This window comes from Bradyrhizobium sp. LA2.1, assembly GCF_040547725.1.
Taxonomy (GTDB): domain Bacteria; phylum Pseudomonadota; class Alphaproteobacteria; order Rhizobiales; family Xanthobacteraceae; genus Bradyrhizobium; species Bradyrhizobium barranii.
This window is the reverse complement of record NZ_JBEPQI010000026.1, coordinates 143,736-158,038: the sequence shown is the minus strand read 5'-3', so window position 1 is coordinate 158,038 and position 14,303 is coordinate 143,736. Positions and strand designations below refer to the sequence as shown.

Below are 14,303 nucleotides of genomic sequence, written 5' to 3'. Positions count from 1 at the left end.
ACTTGTCAAACAGCCCGGGACCAGGAGGTCCCAACCTTCCAGAGTGGAAGGGTTCCGACACCCTTACCGACGATGAATGAACTCCAATCGACTTATGTCGACTGTTGTGTCACTCAACAAGGTGAGGAGCATCAAGAGCGTGCATGCTTCCCTTGGCATCTAGGCCAAAGAGAGCGCCCGACAGACGGGCAACGCCGGAAAACGCATAGACGCTCACTCACCTGACTTCAAGCAGAAAATGAAAAATTTCCACTTCGCCAATCTTCTCGTATCCGCGTAGCAGAGCAGCAAGCCTGCTCGTCCTGGTTAAGCCCAGACGTTCATCGACTTTCCACCCGGGCACTCAGATAGTCAGGACCTCGGAAGAGACCGCTCTGGCCGTCGAGTTAGGGAACGATGCCTCTGCACGCCCACGCGACGTTTGCAAAGGACCTCGGGCCGTCGGGCCGGCCGGACTCGTAGGCATCGCGCACGGCGGCGTCGGCGCGCGCTCGCTCCGCAGCGTCGAGCGCTGCCACATACTTGCCGAGCGGCCCTTCGCCAGCGGCAATCGGCGTCCAATAGTCGGCAAAGCTTTTGTAGTCCATGCGGATCATCAGCTCTACTTCCGCAATGCTCACGAGACCCTGTTCGGCAAAAGTCCGTCTCAGTTCGTCCGGCTGCATCATTGGTTGAAAGCAATAGCGACTGCGCAGCTGGCGCCCGCTTTCACCGAGTGCCGCCACCGTGTCGACCATCATGCGCATGCCGGGCATCCCGCCGAGATGATCCCACACCGCTGCCGCGACCACGCCGCCCGGCCGAACGACGCGGCGCATCTCGGCTACTGCCTTACCGGCTTCGGGAACGAACTGGAGCACGAGAAGCGCCAAAGCGCGATCGAACGTGCCGCCCTCGAAGGGCAGGGCGCAGGCATCCGCCTGTCGGACTTTTATTCGCGGGTTTGTGTTGCGCCGGATTACCTCCTCGACAAAGATTGGCGAATAGTCGACCGCGGTAATCTCGGCGAGGTCGGCGGCTTTGGCGAGCGTGAAGGTCAAGCTACCGGTGCCGCAGCCGATCTCGAGAATCCTTTCGCCGTCGGAAATCCCTGTGAAGTCGATGAATTTCCGCGCGAGTCTTCGGCTCCAGCGGCCCATGAGCTGCTCATAGCCCGCGGCGCTGTGGACGTTGAATTCTGAGGTCATCGAAGTCTCCGTGCGCTTCCCAGATTTTTAGATCTCCACGAGGTGGCTGCACAGCCGCTAACACAATCGCATTGCGATCGCGGCGAGAACGCCGTGCTGCTTGCTCTGTGGATGCGTATGAGAAGATCCGTCACGGCGAGCTCCTTTTGAGGGCTACCATGCCTCATCGAGGCCGAGTTGCCCAAACACCTCGCGACGAAGCTCAACGAAGTGCGGATCGCCCCGGTGGCGAGGATAGGGCTGGCTGTTGACGACTTCAGCCTTGACCCGTGCAGGCCGGTCGCTCAGCACGATGACACGGCCAGCAAGCAATAGCGCCTCCTCGACATCGTGCGTGACCATCAGCGCCGTGAAGCGCGAGCGCTGCCAAAGTGATACGAGTTCCGCCTGCATCGCGATGCGAGTCAGCGAGTCGAGCTGGCCCAAAGGTTCGTCGAGAATGAGCAGCTTTGGGTCGTTGACAAGCGCACGCGCCAGAGCCGCGCGTTGCGCCATGCCACCGGAAAGCTGGTGCGGGTAGGCATTGGCGAAGCCCGTGAGCCCCACCAGGCGCAAGGCGTCTTCGATACGCCCGCCATGAGTGCGTAGCAACCCGCGGGCTTCCAGACCGAGCGCAACGTTGCTCCGTACCGTCCGCCATGGATAGAGCGTTGGGTCTTGAAAAACGACGACACGCGACGGATCGGGTGCTTCGATCTCTCTTCCCTCCGCTAGCAGGGAGCCGGCTGTTGGAGTGTCGAGCCCCGCGACCAGCCGCAGCAGGGTCGATTTTCCGCACCCACTCGGCCCCAGGAGAGCGACAAATTCGCCGCGGCCGACCTGAAGGCTGATGCGGTCCAATACCGGCAGGGGCTGCCCTTCGAGATCGAAGCTGTGGCTCACTTCGCGGAGCGTTAGCGTCGATCCACGGACCGCGTGATCGCTTGCGATCGCCGCTACCATCGCACCAGACCTTTCTGCCAGGATAGCAGGCGGTCCCGCAAGCGGAACAGCAGCGTGATCAGCCCTGAGCACAAGAACGCCATGAGCAGCAGCGCGGCGTACATATTGGCATAGGCCGCCCAACCTTGCGCCCATTGCAGGTACCAGCCGAGCCCCGCCTTCACGCCCAGCATCTCGGCTACGACAAGAACCGCAAACGAATTGCCGAGACCCATGAACAGGCCAACAAAGACATGTGGCATTGCCGCCGGAATGGCAACCTTGAGCACGAGGAAGCGCTGGGTTGCTCCCAATGTCCGCGCAATATCGTAATAGGCGCTCTTCACGCAGGCGACGCCCGACCAGGTCAGCACGGTGACCGGAAACCCGGTGGCGAGCGCAATCAGGAAAATGCTAGCGCTGAAGCTCGACGGGAAAACGAAAAATGCGAGCGGCAGCCAAGCTGTCGCGGGCAGCGGCCCGATGAACCGCAAAACTGGGTGGATCCAATAACCGGCGAGCCGCGACCAGCCGATCGCCACGCCGGTTACGAACCCCACCGTCGCACCGAGAAAGTAACCGGTCGCGAGCAGACGCGCTGAGGCGAAGATGCCTTCAGCCAGCCGCCCCCAATCATCGATTACGACTTCGACAATGGCCTGCGGCGGCGGAAAGAACGGCAACGGCAGCAATCCAAGCTTTGCTGTGACGGCCTCCCAGGCAGCAAAAAACAGCGCGAGCGCAAACAGCCACGGGGAGAGCCGCTGGAGACGCTGAAAAGCAACAAAACGAACGCCGGCAAAGGCTGCCAGGGCGAGCGCAAGGGCCAACGCGCCGCAGGCAATCGCGAAGCCGCCCGTGTAGGCCCAATCGCTCTCGGGCTTATCCGGCCAGAGCGCAGTGAGCACGGCGACCATAGACCATGCGGCGGCAACAGACAGTCCGCCGATCAACGACCGAGTGGTCGAACTTTCAAAAAAGCCGAAACCCGATTTCTCTGATGGCCTCGGCACTTCATCGATGACCGAGCTCACTGCGGATCTTCCCAATCGGCTCAGCTTAGAACGTCAAGATAAATCCGCTCGGCGAACTTGGCCGGGTCAGTGCTTCGCTTCATGACGTTCACTGCCTTGAGTTCGTCGGTGTAGAGTAGAAGCTGCTTCTTGAGCGTGGCCCCGACCGGGTGATTGTGGTGAGTATGGCTACGATACATGGTGGCGAGATCCTCTACGGATCCTCTCCCGCCGTAGCCCGAATAGATTGCTGCGGCATCGGCGGGATCGCTGGCAACTAGGTCTGCCCCCTCCAGTATCGATCGGGTCAGAGCGGCCGCCACCGGCATTTCGCTTCGGGTGAGGCTGCCACGTATCGCGAGAACGCAGCAGGTGCGGTCGGCGAATTCACCCGTCAAGTTCGTCGCGATCTCGTTGAGTTTGCCTTCCTTGAGCCAGAGGTAGGGCAGCGGATCTATCTCGGCCAGAGCCTGCACTTCGCCCTTGTCGACGGCAAGCGCGAGCAGATTGGCCGGGTACTGGCGCCACTCTACCTCTTGGGCCGGATCGATGCCCTTTTTGGCGAGGTAGATCGAAAAGAAGTTCTTCGCTGGGCTCGCTTGATCGCTAATCCCGATGGCCTTGCCGCGCAGGGATTCCAGGCTGTCAATATTCGCAGCCTTGGAGCCGAGGAGCCGGATGCAGCCGCCGTGCACACCGGCGGTGATCCGAACGTCGAAACCTTGCTCCAGCGGTTTGAGCCAGCGCAGGGCCAATCCCAAACCGGCATCCGCCTTGCCAGTTGCAATCGCCTCCAACAACTGGTCGGTCGAACCGCCGAAATTGACGAATTCGACATCGAGGTTGTGCTTGGCGAAGATACCCCGCTCCTTTGCGACTGCCGCAGCGACGGTGCACGCCGCGTTCGCATTCCAGGCGAGTTTGAGTTGGCGAGGTGGGCCCTGCAGCTCTTCACTGCTCGCTGCGGCGCGACAAATAAGAGGCTCGCCGGGAATATAAGACAGCGATCCAGTCCCGGATGCCGTCAGCGCGCGAGCCGCTCCAAACATTCCAAGCGGCGCCGTGGCGCCGAGGGTGCAAACCAACGTCAACACCGAGCGGCGGGAGAAGGCGCCCCGCTTCGCTTCGGACAGACCTTTCGTCAAGCTGTTGCCAATTTCGCGCTTTTCCATGTGTCACTCCCAAACTCGCGTGTGAATGGAATAGAACTGGGCGGCGCTTTGCGGGGCCTTAGCTCACCTCTCTTTGGGCATCATCCGAGCCCGTCTGCTACGCAGGTGTGAAGAGCTTCACATTAACGCAAAAAATTGGAAGGAGATAGCCGCGCGGCGATTAAGGCTCTTGTCAATCGTGTTGACCTACTCACGGCGGCGTCTGTCGCATTTGATCGCGATCGGCGCGAGTAGATGGTCAATATCATGGAGCCTGCGTTGCGCGAATTGAGCAACGCCTGGACCGAGATCATGCAGGATAGGCTGAACTTCGACGCTAAGTTCAGCATGCTCTGGAATGGTCGGCTTCCCGCTTCGCTAGCTTGATCCCGGGAATGGCATCAATGTTGCGCCGGGGTATACTTACAAGGAGGTCGCATGATTACCGCCGTTGTACGATACACACTGCCGCCGCAGATCGACCACGCCGCGTGTCGCGAGCACTTTCACAAGATCGCCCCCAACTTCCGCGGGGTGACGGGGCTGATCAGCAAGCACTTCATCTGGTCCGAAAGCGGCTGGGCGGGCGGCGTGTACCAGTGGGAGCGTATCGAGGACGCTACGGCGTTCTACACCGGGCCGTGGCTCGAGGGCATCATCCAGCGCTACGGCATGAAGCCGCAGATCGATTTTTACGAGGTTTTTGCGGTAACAGACAACACGCGCGGTAAGGTTGAGCTGTTCGAGGAGGCCGTTGCTCCAAATGACCCCAGCAGATAGCTCTTCTGCCGCACTAGCGCGTAGAGGTGGCGTTGTATGAGAGGATAGCTGCGGAATCCTCACGTCATCGTAGGTAGCAAGTCCACGCCGCGACCGAATGCGACGATCACTCTGATCTTGGCTCTTCGGAGACGTGCCGATCAGGGCAAATGTCCGCGTTTCGCCAAGAACTGCCCTCCCCGTTAAGTCGCAGTTTGATCCAACCCGGACATATCTTGCACCGGAGACAAGTAGCCCTTTTGGGCGTCCGGTAAGGCCGCCGCCTCGCCGGACCGATTAAGCTTCGACCGCTTTAGTTGAATGTTTGCAGCCTCAATTTGAGCGATCCGTCGGCTTGGCGTTCGAAGACGTGCGTCGCCAAACCACTGAAGGGAGACGGCTTGCCCTCCTTGTCCTTACCCGTAGCGCTCCACTTGGCTGTGCCGAAGACTACCTTGTCGTCTCCGCCGGCATCGATCATCTCCAACTTGTGATCCGTCACACCGCTCGCGAAGAGTCCGGCAAAGTACTTCTCGATCTCGGCCGGCCCCGACGCGACCTGATGTGTGGGCGGCATCAATTTTGCCGTCGCGACATAGGAGGCGCCGATGGCTTTCTCGTCGTGCTTATTAAATGCGGCATCCCAAGCGGCGTAAGCCTTCTCCACGTCCCCCTTGGCGTCCGCGGCCAACGAAATTCCCGGCGCGCCGAGCAGACAAATGAGTAGTGTTGATGTTTGAGCCAACTTCATAGGATACTCCTCTGTTGGATAACGCCTTTCCCGAATGATTAGATCATCTCTCCGGTCGTCTGCCGCGGCTGCGCTCCCGCCAGCATGACTACACCGTCGCCGGTCGCGCTGTGGCCGGCCATTGTTTCATTACGAAAGAGGTGCAGGCGATGGCAACTTCAACGGCGCCGTTCACCTCGGGAGTCCATATCGCGCGTCATGACATCGCTAATGCATCCGGTCCACGCGCCGAACTTCAACCACCACGACCAGTTTTGCGAAGGCAAATTCAGCTGGTTGCCGGAAGAGTCCATCCAATAGTTCGCGGAACAGCAATTCCGGGCAATTACCGTCAACCACGTTGACAAATGGGAGAGAGCGACGCGCACACATTGCCTAGACCGGAAATCCCCGAGCTGGTCACGGTGTAATTCGCCTTTTGGCCCTTAGCTGACTTTGCCGCGTTGGAGATCGCGCCGGAAGGGTTTGACCATACTTTCCTTGCCGGATCCGGCTCCGAAGCGGTCGATACCGCGCTGAAGATGGCGCTGGCCTATCACAGGGCGCGCGGCGAAGGCCATCGCCAGCGCCTGATCGGGCGCCAGCGCAGTTACCATGGAATGGGATTCGGCGGACTCTCGGTCTCGGGCATCGGATGGCAGCGGGCGCAGTTCGGCGTCATGCTTCCGGGGGTGTCACACCTTCCTCACACACATGATCTCGCGCGAAATGCGTTCAGCAAGGGCGAGCCCGAGCACGGCGTCGAATTTGCAGATACGCTGGAAGGTCTCCTGACCGCGATGGACCCCTCGACGGTCGCAGCCGTGATCGTCGAGCCGGTCGCCGGAGCCGGCGGCGTGCTGCCGCCGCCGCCCAAGGGCTATCTCAAGCGGCTGCGCGAGATCACCAGCAAGCACGGCATCCTGCTGATCTTCGATGAGGTCGTCACCGGCTTCGGAAGACTGGGAGCGCCCTTTTCCGCACAGGCTCTCGGAGTCACGCCGGATCTCATCACCTGCGCGAAAGGGATGAGTAACGGCGCCGTTCCCATGGGAGGCGTGCTGGTTCATCATCATGTGCACGAGGCCATGTCGCAGGGGCCGGAGGCTTCGGTCGAGCTCGCCCACGGCTACACCTACTCCGGCCACCCCCTTGCCTGCGCCGCCGCAATTGCCACCCTCGATGTCTATCAGGAGGAAGGCATCTTCGAGAAAGTCGCGCGCATCGCCGGGACATGAGAAGCCGCCATTCACGACATCAGAGGCGCCGGCGGCGTGGTCCGCGATATCCGCAACCTCGGGCTACTCGGGGCCGTAGAGATCAAAGCTGCCCCGAATGCTCCTGGTCAACGGGCCCGCGCCGTGGCGAACCATTGTTTCGAAAATGGGATCTTTGTTCGCGCTGTTGGCGATACACTGATCCTGTCGCCGCCTCTTATCGTCAACGAGGAGCAGATTGGTCAGATCGCCGACGGCATCAAGAACAGCATCCGGACATTGTAAGATACTGAGGCGCAAACAGGGGCCGCCGGAGACCGTTACAGGAATTTCTCGCGGCCCTGCGCTTTGATCTCGGTCTCCAGTTGCTGATCGAGCTTGTCGAGGCTTCGCCTCAAAACCTCGACTTCGTGCGGATCGAGCGCGGCCATGAGCTTGCGCTCGACCCGAACCACGAATTTCTCGATATCCTTGTAGACCTTGCGGCCATCGGTCGTGAGGCTCAGGCTGGCGCGGCGGCGGTCTGCCTTATCCACGTCACGATGAATCAGCCCTCGACGCACCAGCAATTCGATGGAGCGCGCGACCTTGAACGCATCGGACGAGGTCAATGTCGCAAGTTGCGTGGCCGTCAGCGGCTGATGCCTGGCAATGACCGCGAGGCTTCGCCAGGCCGGCATCGTCAGCTCGTAACGATCTTCGTACATGGGGGAGATGAAGCTGCCCAGCCGCGAAGCGATGAGACCGAACCGGTATCCGGTCCAATTCTCGAGCGGGAGGATCGTGCTGACCTTGTTCATCAAGAAGATTTGCTCGCGGTGATGGGAGCAGAACCATAACGAGTTGCACTGCACCACTCAACCGCTCGCTTTCCGGACGATCGCGTCATTGACGCAGGACCGAATTACTTGCATAATGCAAATAATAAGCATTCAAAAGAGCTAGGGAGGATCACCATGTCGAAATCGACTGACGGCCAGGATCTGACGCTGGTTGGCCCAGGTACGGTCATGGGCGAGATGATGCGGCAATACTGGATACCCGCCGCTCTTTCTTCGGAACTATCAGTCGACGGCGATCCAATGCGCTTGATGCTGCTCGGTGAGCAGCTCATTGCCTTCCGTGACAGCTCGGGCCGGGTTGGCGTGTTGGATCACCAATGTCCGCACCGCTGTGCCTCGCTGTTCCTCGGCCGTAACGAGCAGGACGGCATCCGTTGCGTCTATCACGGCTGGAAGTTCGACGTTGACGGCCGCTGCCTCGAAATGCCGAACGTCCCCCCTCCGCAGGATTTCAAGGAAAAGGTCCGTGCAAAAAGCTACAGGGTTCGCGAGTGCGCGGGCCTCATCTGGGTTTACATGGGCGCGCGGGCCGAGGCGCCGCCGATGCCGATGCACGAAGCGCTGTTCGTTCCGAAGCAGGATCTGACAGTCACCATCCTCCAGCGCGAAGCCAATTGGCTCCAGGGCCTCGAAGGCGATATCGACACGTCGCATTTCGGCTTCCTGCATGCCGGACACATCAACCCTGATGATTTCGAGGAAGGCCACCCGGCCCGTCACACGGTTTCCAACCGAGCGCCGGAGTACAAGGTCACCGAGACCGACTGGGGCACGATGTACGGCGCGTTTCGGCCGGAAGCGGACGATCGAATGCACTGGCGCATGGCGCATTTCTCACTGCCGTTCTGGACCCAGACCCCGAACGCCGACTTTGCCGACCACGTGGTCGCCAAGGCGTGGGTGCCCATGGACGACACCCACACGATGCTGATCTCGATCTATGGCGGCCGCGCCAAGGGGGCGACTTACTCGAGCTCCAAGCTGAAATCCGGTGGCGGCATCCCCGGGGCCGACGGTCTGGATTATCTGCCCAACACCACGGACTGGTATGGGCGCTGGCGTGCGGTCCAGAACATCGGCAACGACTGGCAGATCGATCGCGAAGCTCAGCGCACCAACAAGATCTACACGGGCATCCGTAACATCGTGATGCAGGATCAGGCCGTCACGGAAAGCATGGGGCCGATCGTCGATCACACCAAGGAACATCTCGCGCCGAGCGACGTGATGATCGCGCGGACGAGGCGGCGCCTGCTCAACGCGGCACGGGCATTCGCCAACAGCGGCACCGTGCCGCCCGGCGTCGACGATGCCGAGGTGTTCTGGAACGCGCGCGCGGGCTCCTACTACGCTGACGCGAAGATCGACTGGCTCGAGGCCTATCAGGACAAGCTGAAGACCGCCATTCGCTGGCGTGCCCCGAGCCCGCAAGCTGCGGAGTAGCGACAATGGCCACGCCGGACCGGGAAAAGCGCGCGCGCATCACGCGCCGCGCTACGGTGTTTGGACTGACGGCCTCTTCGATCCTGCCGTCGATCATGGCTCCGTCGAGAGCGGAGAGTGAATGGTCCTCGCTGGTCGCCGCCGCAAAGAAGGAAGGCCGCGTGGTGCTCTACAGCGCGTTCGTCGGCCTTGCCGCGCACAAGGAGCTCAAGAAGGACTTCGAGTCCGCCTACGGAATCACCGTGGACATTCTCGAAGCACGCGCGAGCGAAGTCCGGGAGCGCATCCGCATCGAGCAGGCCGCGGGCCGCAACGCAGCCGACGTCTCCGAGAACGGGCGGACCACGACCACGCTGCAGATCAAGGAGGAGCGTGTCTTCGAACCGCACGGCCCCCTCCCCAGCCTCGGCCGTCTCAAGACGGACTTCCCAAGCGACGGCATGCGGCTCCCTGTCTTTGCCATCGTCTACGGCATCCTGGCGAATACCATGCTGGTCAAGCCGGCGGACGAGCCGAAAAGCTGGCTCGACCTGACGGATCCGCGCTGGAAAGGAAAAATCCTCAGCGACGATCTGCGGACGCTCGGCGGCGGCGGCGTACTCTTTCTCGGTCCTGCAGGACCTCTACGGGCGCGCGTTCCACGAGAAGCTTGCGCAGCAGGACCTGAAGTTCAGCCGGGAGATACCCGCAAATGAGCGCCGCGTAGCGCGCGGCGAACTTCCGCTCTACATCCCCGACAGCCTGACGTCGCTGCTCGAACTCAAGGGCCTCCCGGTCAAGTTCATCGCGCCGAAGGAGGGGCTGCCCTATGTCGGCTACGATCTCGCGCTGCTGAAGAATGCACCCCACCCCAACGCGGCGCGGCTGCTGATGGAATACTATCTGGGCAAGACGATGCAGCAGAACCTTGCGAGGCTCGGGCTGCTGCCGACCACGGCGGACGCGCTGACCGGTGTCGATCCCGCGGTGGCACAAATCGAAACAACGAAGCTTCTCGGCACCACGGATCCAGAACGCATGAACGAGATGCTGTCTTTGGCTCAGCAGATCTATCGCTGAGAGGCATTCCCGGCTTAAGGGGCTGCGCCGGCCTGCTCCGGCACAGCCCAAGCCGACTGCTGCGGAACGACGACGGTCACATTGTCTCCGACGGAGAAGCCACCGAACGGCGGCGCATCGACATTGAGGCGGCTATCGTCGGTCTGCACCACGACCGACCGGATCGGACCGCGGAAGATCGTATGCGCAATCTGTCCGGACCATCGAAGCTCGTGGTCACTGTGAGCCGCATCTGGGGCCGCGATACGGGCGTCCTCGGGACGAACCATGACGGTCACGGGCCGCCCGGGCCGGATCTCGCTTGCCGACTGGCACGCTCCACGCCAGCCCTTGCCGACGACGTTGAGCCGCACCCGATGATCGTCGATCCGCGTGCAGGCCTCCACACTGGCCTCGAGCAGGTTCGGTGTCCCGAAGAAGGCCGCCACGATCCGGTTTGCGGGATAGCGATAGATCTCCTCGGGCGCTCCGATCTGCTGGATTCGGCCGCGATCCATCACGACCACGCGGTCGGACAACGCCATCGCTTCGGCCTGATCATGTGTCACGTACAGGCTCGTCATCCCGAGCCGTCTTTGGATCGAACGGAACTCGTCGCCCATCTGCAGACGGAGCTTTGCGTCGAGATTGCTGAGCGGCTCGTCGAGCAGCAGCACCTTGGGTTCGAAGACGAGGGCCCGCGCGATCGCCACTCGCTGCTGCTGGCCGCCGGACAGCGCCGGTGCCGGCCGCTCGGCGAAATCCTGCATTTCGACGAGGCGGAGTGCCTTGGCGACGAGATCGCGTATCTCGGCCGCGGATTTGCGGCGCACCCGCAGCGGATAGGCGACGTTCTCGAAGACGGTCATGTGCGGCCAGATCGCGTATGACTGGAAGACCATGCCGAGCCGCCGGCGCTCCGACGGAACAAAGACGCCGCGAGCCGCATCGCTGACGATCTCGTTGCCGATGCTGATGCGGCCGCCGGAATTTTGCTCGAGGCCCGCGACCATCCGCAACGTGGTGGTCTTGCCGCACCCCGACGGCCCCAGCAGGGTGACGAATTCACCCTCGCTGACGCGCAGGTCGACGCCGTCGACCGCGACGAAATCACCGAAGCTCCGGCTTACCTTCTCAAGAACGACATTCGACATGGCACGATCCAAGCCTGGTCACATTCCACCGATACGGCTGCTGATGAACTTGAGTTGAACCCACCGGAAGACGATCACGAGAGCCATCATGATGAGCCCGATGACACTGACCTGCTCCGCGTTGCCGTTCGCCCACAGCTTCAGCAGCACGACAGACAGCACCTCGGACCCGACGGAGTAGAGCAGAACGGATGCGCTCAGCTCGCGCATGATGCCGAAGAACACCAGCACCCATCCAACGGCGAAGGAAGGCCAAGCCAGGGCAAGGACGATGCGCCTCATGGTTTGCAGCCAGCTTGCGCCATGCACCCGGGAGCACTCCTCGAGGTCGAACGAAAGCTGCGCATATGCGCTCGACATGGCGCGCACCGAAAGCGGCGTCCCAAGCGAAATATAGGCCAGCAGCAGCGCCCAGATCGTGCCGTAGATCGGAATCGCGTGAGGCAGCAGAGCAAACCCCCAGAGAAACCCGACACCAAGGACGATGCCGGGCATCATCCATGGCAGCCAAGCCATCGAATCTATCAGCAACCGGCCTCGCCACTTCGTTCGGACCGAGACATAGGCGACGGTTGCGCCGAGCAACATCGTCAGCGTGGCGCCGACGAGGCCCAGGAACATTGTGTTGCTGAACCCGCGCCAGAACTCGCTGCTGCCGAATACCGCCTGATAGTGCTCGAGTGTCAGCATGTCCCACTGGTAGAACCCGAAGAACTTGAAGAACGAGCCGATGACGAGTTGTCCGACCGGGAGAACCACCGTCACCACAAAGAACAGAACGCAAAAGGCAAAGGTTGCCCATCGCCATGCACCGAGTTTCATCACCGAAGGCGAATAGCCCTTGCCAGTGATGGTCTGAAAACTTCGGCCGCGCAGCATCCGCCGCTGCAGAAGAACGATCAGGAACAATAGCGCCATGATGACGAAGCTGATCGCGGTTGCATACTGATATTGCGGCGGCGACCGCTGGTTGATCGAGTCGTAGATGTCCGTCGTGATGACCCTAATTCCCGCCGGTGAGCCGAAGAAGAGCGGCGACTCGAAATTCTCGATGCCGCGAATGAAGCTCAGGATGGCCGCACCGGTCAGCGCGGGCAGCATAAGTTGCAGCGTGACAGAGCGAAAAGTTCGCAGGCGTGATGCGCCGCACATGGTCGCTGCTTCTTCGAGACTCGGATCCATCGCTCGGAAGGCGTCCACGATAAGAAGAAACAGGAACGGCACGGAATACTGCATCATGTGCCAGACCACGCCGCCATATGAATAGACGTTGATCGGCGCTGTCTCCGATCCCGTAACCCACTGATAGAGCTGATTGAGCAATCCGACCTGCGGATTGCCGAGCATGCCCCACGCCATTGCGGTCAGGATGGGGGGAATGAAGAATGGCAGCGTGATCAGGACTTCCAGAGCCGCCCGGAATGGCGTGTCGGTTCGCGCCAGTATCCAGGCGAGCAGAACGGCCAGGATTACCGAAGGGATGGTCTTGGCCAGGGATATGCCGACGGTGTTGAGGAGTGTCACCGCGCTTTGCAGCGTGATGACGTCGCGATATCCGTCCAGATTGAAAGTGCCGGCCATTCCCGGCGGCGTCGAATGCAGGCTTCCAAAGAGCAGCATCGACAGCGGATAGACGGAAAGGAAGGCGAGAACGACGACGAGCAGAGCGAGCGCCGCAAGGCGGCCTGCCGCAGTCGCCTGCAGCCACCGCCCGATCCCGCTCAGGCTCGCCGTACGCCTCTCGACGAGATTGTTCACTCCCTCTCCGGCTGAAACGCTCATGGGTCTCTCAGGGGTAAAGCTTCTTGGCGAGATCCATCATCGAGGAGCGCTCAGCCAGCTTGGCGGGACCGATGATCTTGGCATTCACGAACTGCTGCGCGTCCGGATTGGCGCGCTCGGCGGCCGCGGCGTTCACCGGAAGCATCCAGGCGTTGGCGTAGAGCAATTGCGACTCGACGCTGAGGAAGTGGTCGATGAACAAACGCGCAGCGTTGGGATGCGGCGCGTTCCTGAGCACCGCGAGATCCATCTCCGCGAAAGGTGCCCCCTCCTTCGGAATCACGACTTTCACCGGCAGCCCCTTCAGATCGGACGTGAAGGCAAAGATCTGCGGGATATAGATGGCGTACTCGCCGCGAGCGACGCGCCGCGCGTCGTTTCGCATATCGCGGCTGAACACGGGCTTTTGCTCGGCGAGCTTCTGGTTGAAGTCGGTGCCCATGGTCTTTTCCAGGATGGCGAACATGGTATTCCCGCTGCCGAGCGGCCGCATGTCGTCCGAGAGGATCTTGCCCTTCCATTTGGGATCGTTGAGATCGTTCCAGCTCGTCGGGATGTCCTGCTCCTTCACCAGCCGCGTGTTGATGAGGATGCCCATCGGCTGCATGAAGGCCGGCACGCTGTATTCATTGGCCTTGAACGGCGGTCGCAAATGGGCGGCATTCGGGATTGGCGGCAGTTTCTGCACGAAATCGCCGTTCTTGAGTTGCTCCTCGATCATGGTCGTCGTGACCATTTCCGCGTCGCCCAGGAAGCGGCCGGCCGCCTGCTCGGTGCGGATGCGCTCGGAGAGCTCACTGGCACGGAGGTCGAGACTCTCGACCGGAATTCCGTACTTCGCTTCGAACGACTTGAGGACAGCCGTGAAGTAGGGAGCGCCCAAGGCCATGTTGTAGACCACGACCTTGCCTTCCTTCTTGGCGGCCTCGATGACCTTGTCCCAAGAACCGTCCTCGGCTTGCGCGGAGCTCAACAGACCCACGAAACAGGCGACAGCCGCCGACATCCCTAGCTTGAACAACACTTACTCCTCCCAATGCGCTTTTATTTGCTTAATTGATTCACT

The 14,303-nt window shown here is 61.2% G+C and carries 13 protein-coding genes and 1 pseudogene; 5 read left to right on the top strand and 9 right to left on the bottom strand.

Annotated elements, in window-relative coordinates; all coding sequences use genetic code 11:
• Positions 1 to 386 precede the first annotated feature (386 nt).
• The 4 genes from ABIB95_RS37350 to ABIB95_RS37335 all read right to left on the bottom strand — a co-directional run bounded on the left by ABIB95_RS37350 (position 387) and on the right by ABIB95_RS37335 (position 4,293).
• On the bottom strand, positions 387 to 1,187 hold the full coding sequence (locus ABIB95_RS37350; protein ID WP_354247230.1) for a class I SAM-dependent methyltransferase: 801 nt from the start codon (positions 1,185 to 1,187) through the stop codon (positions 387 to 389).
• Positions 1,188 to 1,340: 153 nt separating this feature from the next.
• The gene (locus ABIB95_RS37345) at positions 1,341 to 2,129 is read right to left on the bottom strand and encodes an ABC transporter ATP-binding protein (RefSeq protein ID WP_063985287.1); all 789 of its coding nucleotides are present in this window, start codon (positions 2,127 to 2,129) and stop codon (positions 1,341 to 1,343) included.
• The gene (locus ABIB95_RS37340; protein WP_354247242.1) at positions 2,123 to 3,061 is read right to left on the bottom strand and encodes an ABC transporter permease; all 939 of its coding nucleotides are present in this window, start codon (positions 3,059 to 3,061) and stop codon (positions 2,123 to 2,125) included. The genes ABIB95_RS37345 and ABIB95_RS37340 overlap by 7 nt, the downstream gene beginning before the upstream one ends.
• A gap of 101 nt (positions 3,062 to 3,162) precedes the next feature.
• Entirely contained in the window at positions 3,163 to 4,293 is a 1,131-nt protein-coding gene (locus ABIB95_RS37335; protein WP_085398206.1) for an ABC transporter substrate-binding protein, read from the bottom strand.
• Positions 4,294 to 4,710: 417 nt separating this feature from the next.
• On the opposite strand from ABIB95_RS37335, the gene ABIB95_RS37330 reads away from it, so the two are divergent.
• On the top strand, positions 4,711 to 5,052 hold the full coding sequence (locus ABIB95_RS37330; RefSeq protein WP_085398205.1) for a hypothetical protein: 342 nt from the start codon (positions 4,711 to 4,713) through the stop codon (positions 5,050 to 5,052).
• 292 nt (positions 5,053 to 5,344) lie between these two features.
• Here the strand turns inward: ABIB95_RS37330 and ABIB95_RS37325 are convergent, their stop codons facing one another.
• Entirely contained in the window at positions 5,345 to 5,782 is a 438-nt protein-coding gene (locus tag ABIB95_RS37325) for a YybH family protein (RefSeq protein ID WP_354247226.1), read from the bottom strand.
• 443 nt (positions 5,783 to 6,225) lie between these two features.
• On the opposite strand from ABIB95_RS37325, the pseudogene ABIB95_RS37320 reads away from it, so the two are divergent.
• A pseudogene (locus tag ABIB95_RS37320) lies at positions 6,226 to 7,263 on the top strand (aminotransferase class III-fold pyridoxal phosphate-dependent enzyme).
• A gap of 35 nt (positions 7,264 to 7,298) precedes the next feature.
• Here the strand turns inward: ABIB95_RS37320 and ABIB95_RS37315 are convergent.
• Positions 7,299 to 7,778, bottom strand: coding sequence for a MarR family winged helix-turn-helix transcriptional regulator (locus ABIB95_RS37315; RefSeq protein ID WP_063985289.1), 480 nt, complete (start codon positions 7,776 to 7,778; stop codon positions 7,299 to 7,301).
• 156 nt (positions 7,779 to 7,934) lie between these two features.
• Here ABIB95_RS37315 and ABIB95_RS37310 point away from each other — a divergent pair, with 156 nt between their 5' ends.
• Genes ABIB95_RS37310 through ABIB95_RS37300 form a run of 3 tightly spaced genes read left to right on the top strand, consistent with a single transcriptional unit; the run spans position 7,935 to position 10,322 of the window.
• Positions 7,935 to 9,263, top strand: a complete 1,329-nt coding sequence (locus tag ABIB95_RS37310; RefSeq protein ID WP_354247223.1) for a Rieske 2Fe-2S domain-containing protein — start codon at positions 7,935 to 7,937, stop codon at positions 9,261 to 9,263.
• 5 nt (positions 9,264 to 9,268) lie between these two features.
• Positions 9,269 to 9,958, top strand: a complete 690-nt coding sequence (locus ABIB95_RS37305) for an ABC transporter substrate-binding protein (protein ID WP_354247220.1) — start codon at positions 9,269 to 9,271, stop codon at positions 9,956 to 9,958.
• On the top strand, positions 9,876 to 10,322 hold the full coding sequence (locus ABIB95_RS37300) for an ABC transporter substrate-binding protein (protein WP_354247240.1): 447 nt from the start codon (positions 9,876 to 9,878) through the stop codon (positions 10,320 to 10,322). The genes ABIB95_RS37305 and ABIB95_RS37300 overlap by 83 nt, the downstream gene beginning before the upstream one ends.
• Positions 10,323 to 10,336: 14 nt before the next feature.
• On the opposite strand, the gene ABIB95_RS37295 is transcribed toward ABIB95_RS37300, so the two are convergent.
• From ABIB95_RS37295 to ABIB95_RS37285, 3 genes are read right to left on the bottom strand one after another with little or no spacing between them, the layout of a single operon-like run.
• Positions 10,337 to 11,455 (bottom strand): ABC transporter ATP-binding protein, encoded by a 1,119-nt coding sequence (locus tag ABIB95_RS37295; RefSeq protein WP_354247217.1) that lies wholly within the window; start codon positions 11,453 to 11,455, stop codon positions 10,337 to 10,339.
• Positions 11,456 to 11,473: 18 nt separating this feature from the next.
• On the bottom strand, positions 11,474 to 13,237 hold the full coding sequence (locus ABIB95_RS37290; RefSeq protein ID WP_354247214.1) for an ABC transporter permease: 1,764 nt from the start codon (positions 13,235 to 13,237) through the stop codon (positions 11,474 to 11,476).
• 7 nt (positions 13,238 to 13,244) lie between these two features.
• Positions 13,245 to 14,261 carry an ABC transporter substrate-binding protein gene (locus ABIB95_RS37285; protein ID WP_224580631.1) on the bottom strand — a complete coding sequence of 339 codons (1,017 nt, stop codon included), beginning with the start codon at positions 14,259 to 14,261 and terminating at the stop codon, positions 13,245 to 13,247.
• Between the last annotated feature and the right edge of the window lie 42 nt (positions 14,262 to 14,303).

What these genes read in the sequence shown, in the direction of transcription:
- ABIB95_RS37310 (WP_354247223.1), top strand. Translation starts at nt 7,935, where the DNA reads ATGTCGAAATCGACTGACGGCCAGGATCTGACGCTGGTTGGCCCAGGT.
- ABIB95_RS37350 (WP_354247230.1), bottom strand. Translation starts at nt 1,187, where the DNA reads ATGACCTCAGAATTCAACGTCCACAGCGCCGCGGGCTATGAGCAGCTC.
- ABIB95_RS37305 (WP_354247220.1), top strand. Translation starts at nt 9,269, where the DNA reads ATGGCCACGCCGGACCGGGAAAAGCGCGCGCGCATCACGCGCCGCGCT.
- ABIB95_RS37345 (WP_063985287.1), bottom strand. Translation starts at nt 2,129, where the DNA reads ATGGTAGCGGCGATCGCAAGCGATCACGCGGTCCGTGGATCGACGCTA.
- ABIB95_RS37325 (WP_354247226.1), bottom strand. Translation starts at nt 5,782, where the DNA reads ATGAAGTTGGCTCAAACATCAACACTACTCATTTGTCTGCTCGGCGCG.
- ABIB95_RS37295 (WP_354247217.1), bottom strand. Translation starts at nt 11,455, where the DNA reads ATGTCGAATGTCGTTCTTGAGAAGGTAAGCCGGAGCTTCGGTGATTTC.
- ABIB95_RS37335 (WP_085398206.1), bottom strand. Translation starts at nt 4,293, where the DNA reads ATGGAAAAGCGCGAAATTGGCAACAGCTTGACGAAAGGTCTGTCCGAA.
- ABIB95_RS37290 (WP_354247214.1), bottom strand. Translation starts at nt 13,237, where the DNA reads ATGAGCGTTTCAGCCGGAGAGGGAGTGAACAATCTCGTCGAGAGGCGT.
- ABIB95_RS37315 (WP_063985289.1), bottom strand. Translation starts at nt 7,778, where the DNA reads ATGAACAAGGTCAGCACGATCCTCCCGCTCGAGAATTGGACCGGATAC.
- ABIB95_RS37330 (WP_085398205.1), top strand. Translation starts at nt 4,711, where the DNA reads ATGATTACCGCCGTTGTACGATACACACTGCCGCCGCAGATCGACCAC.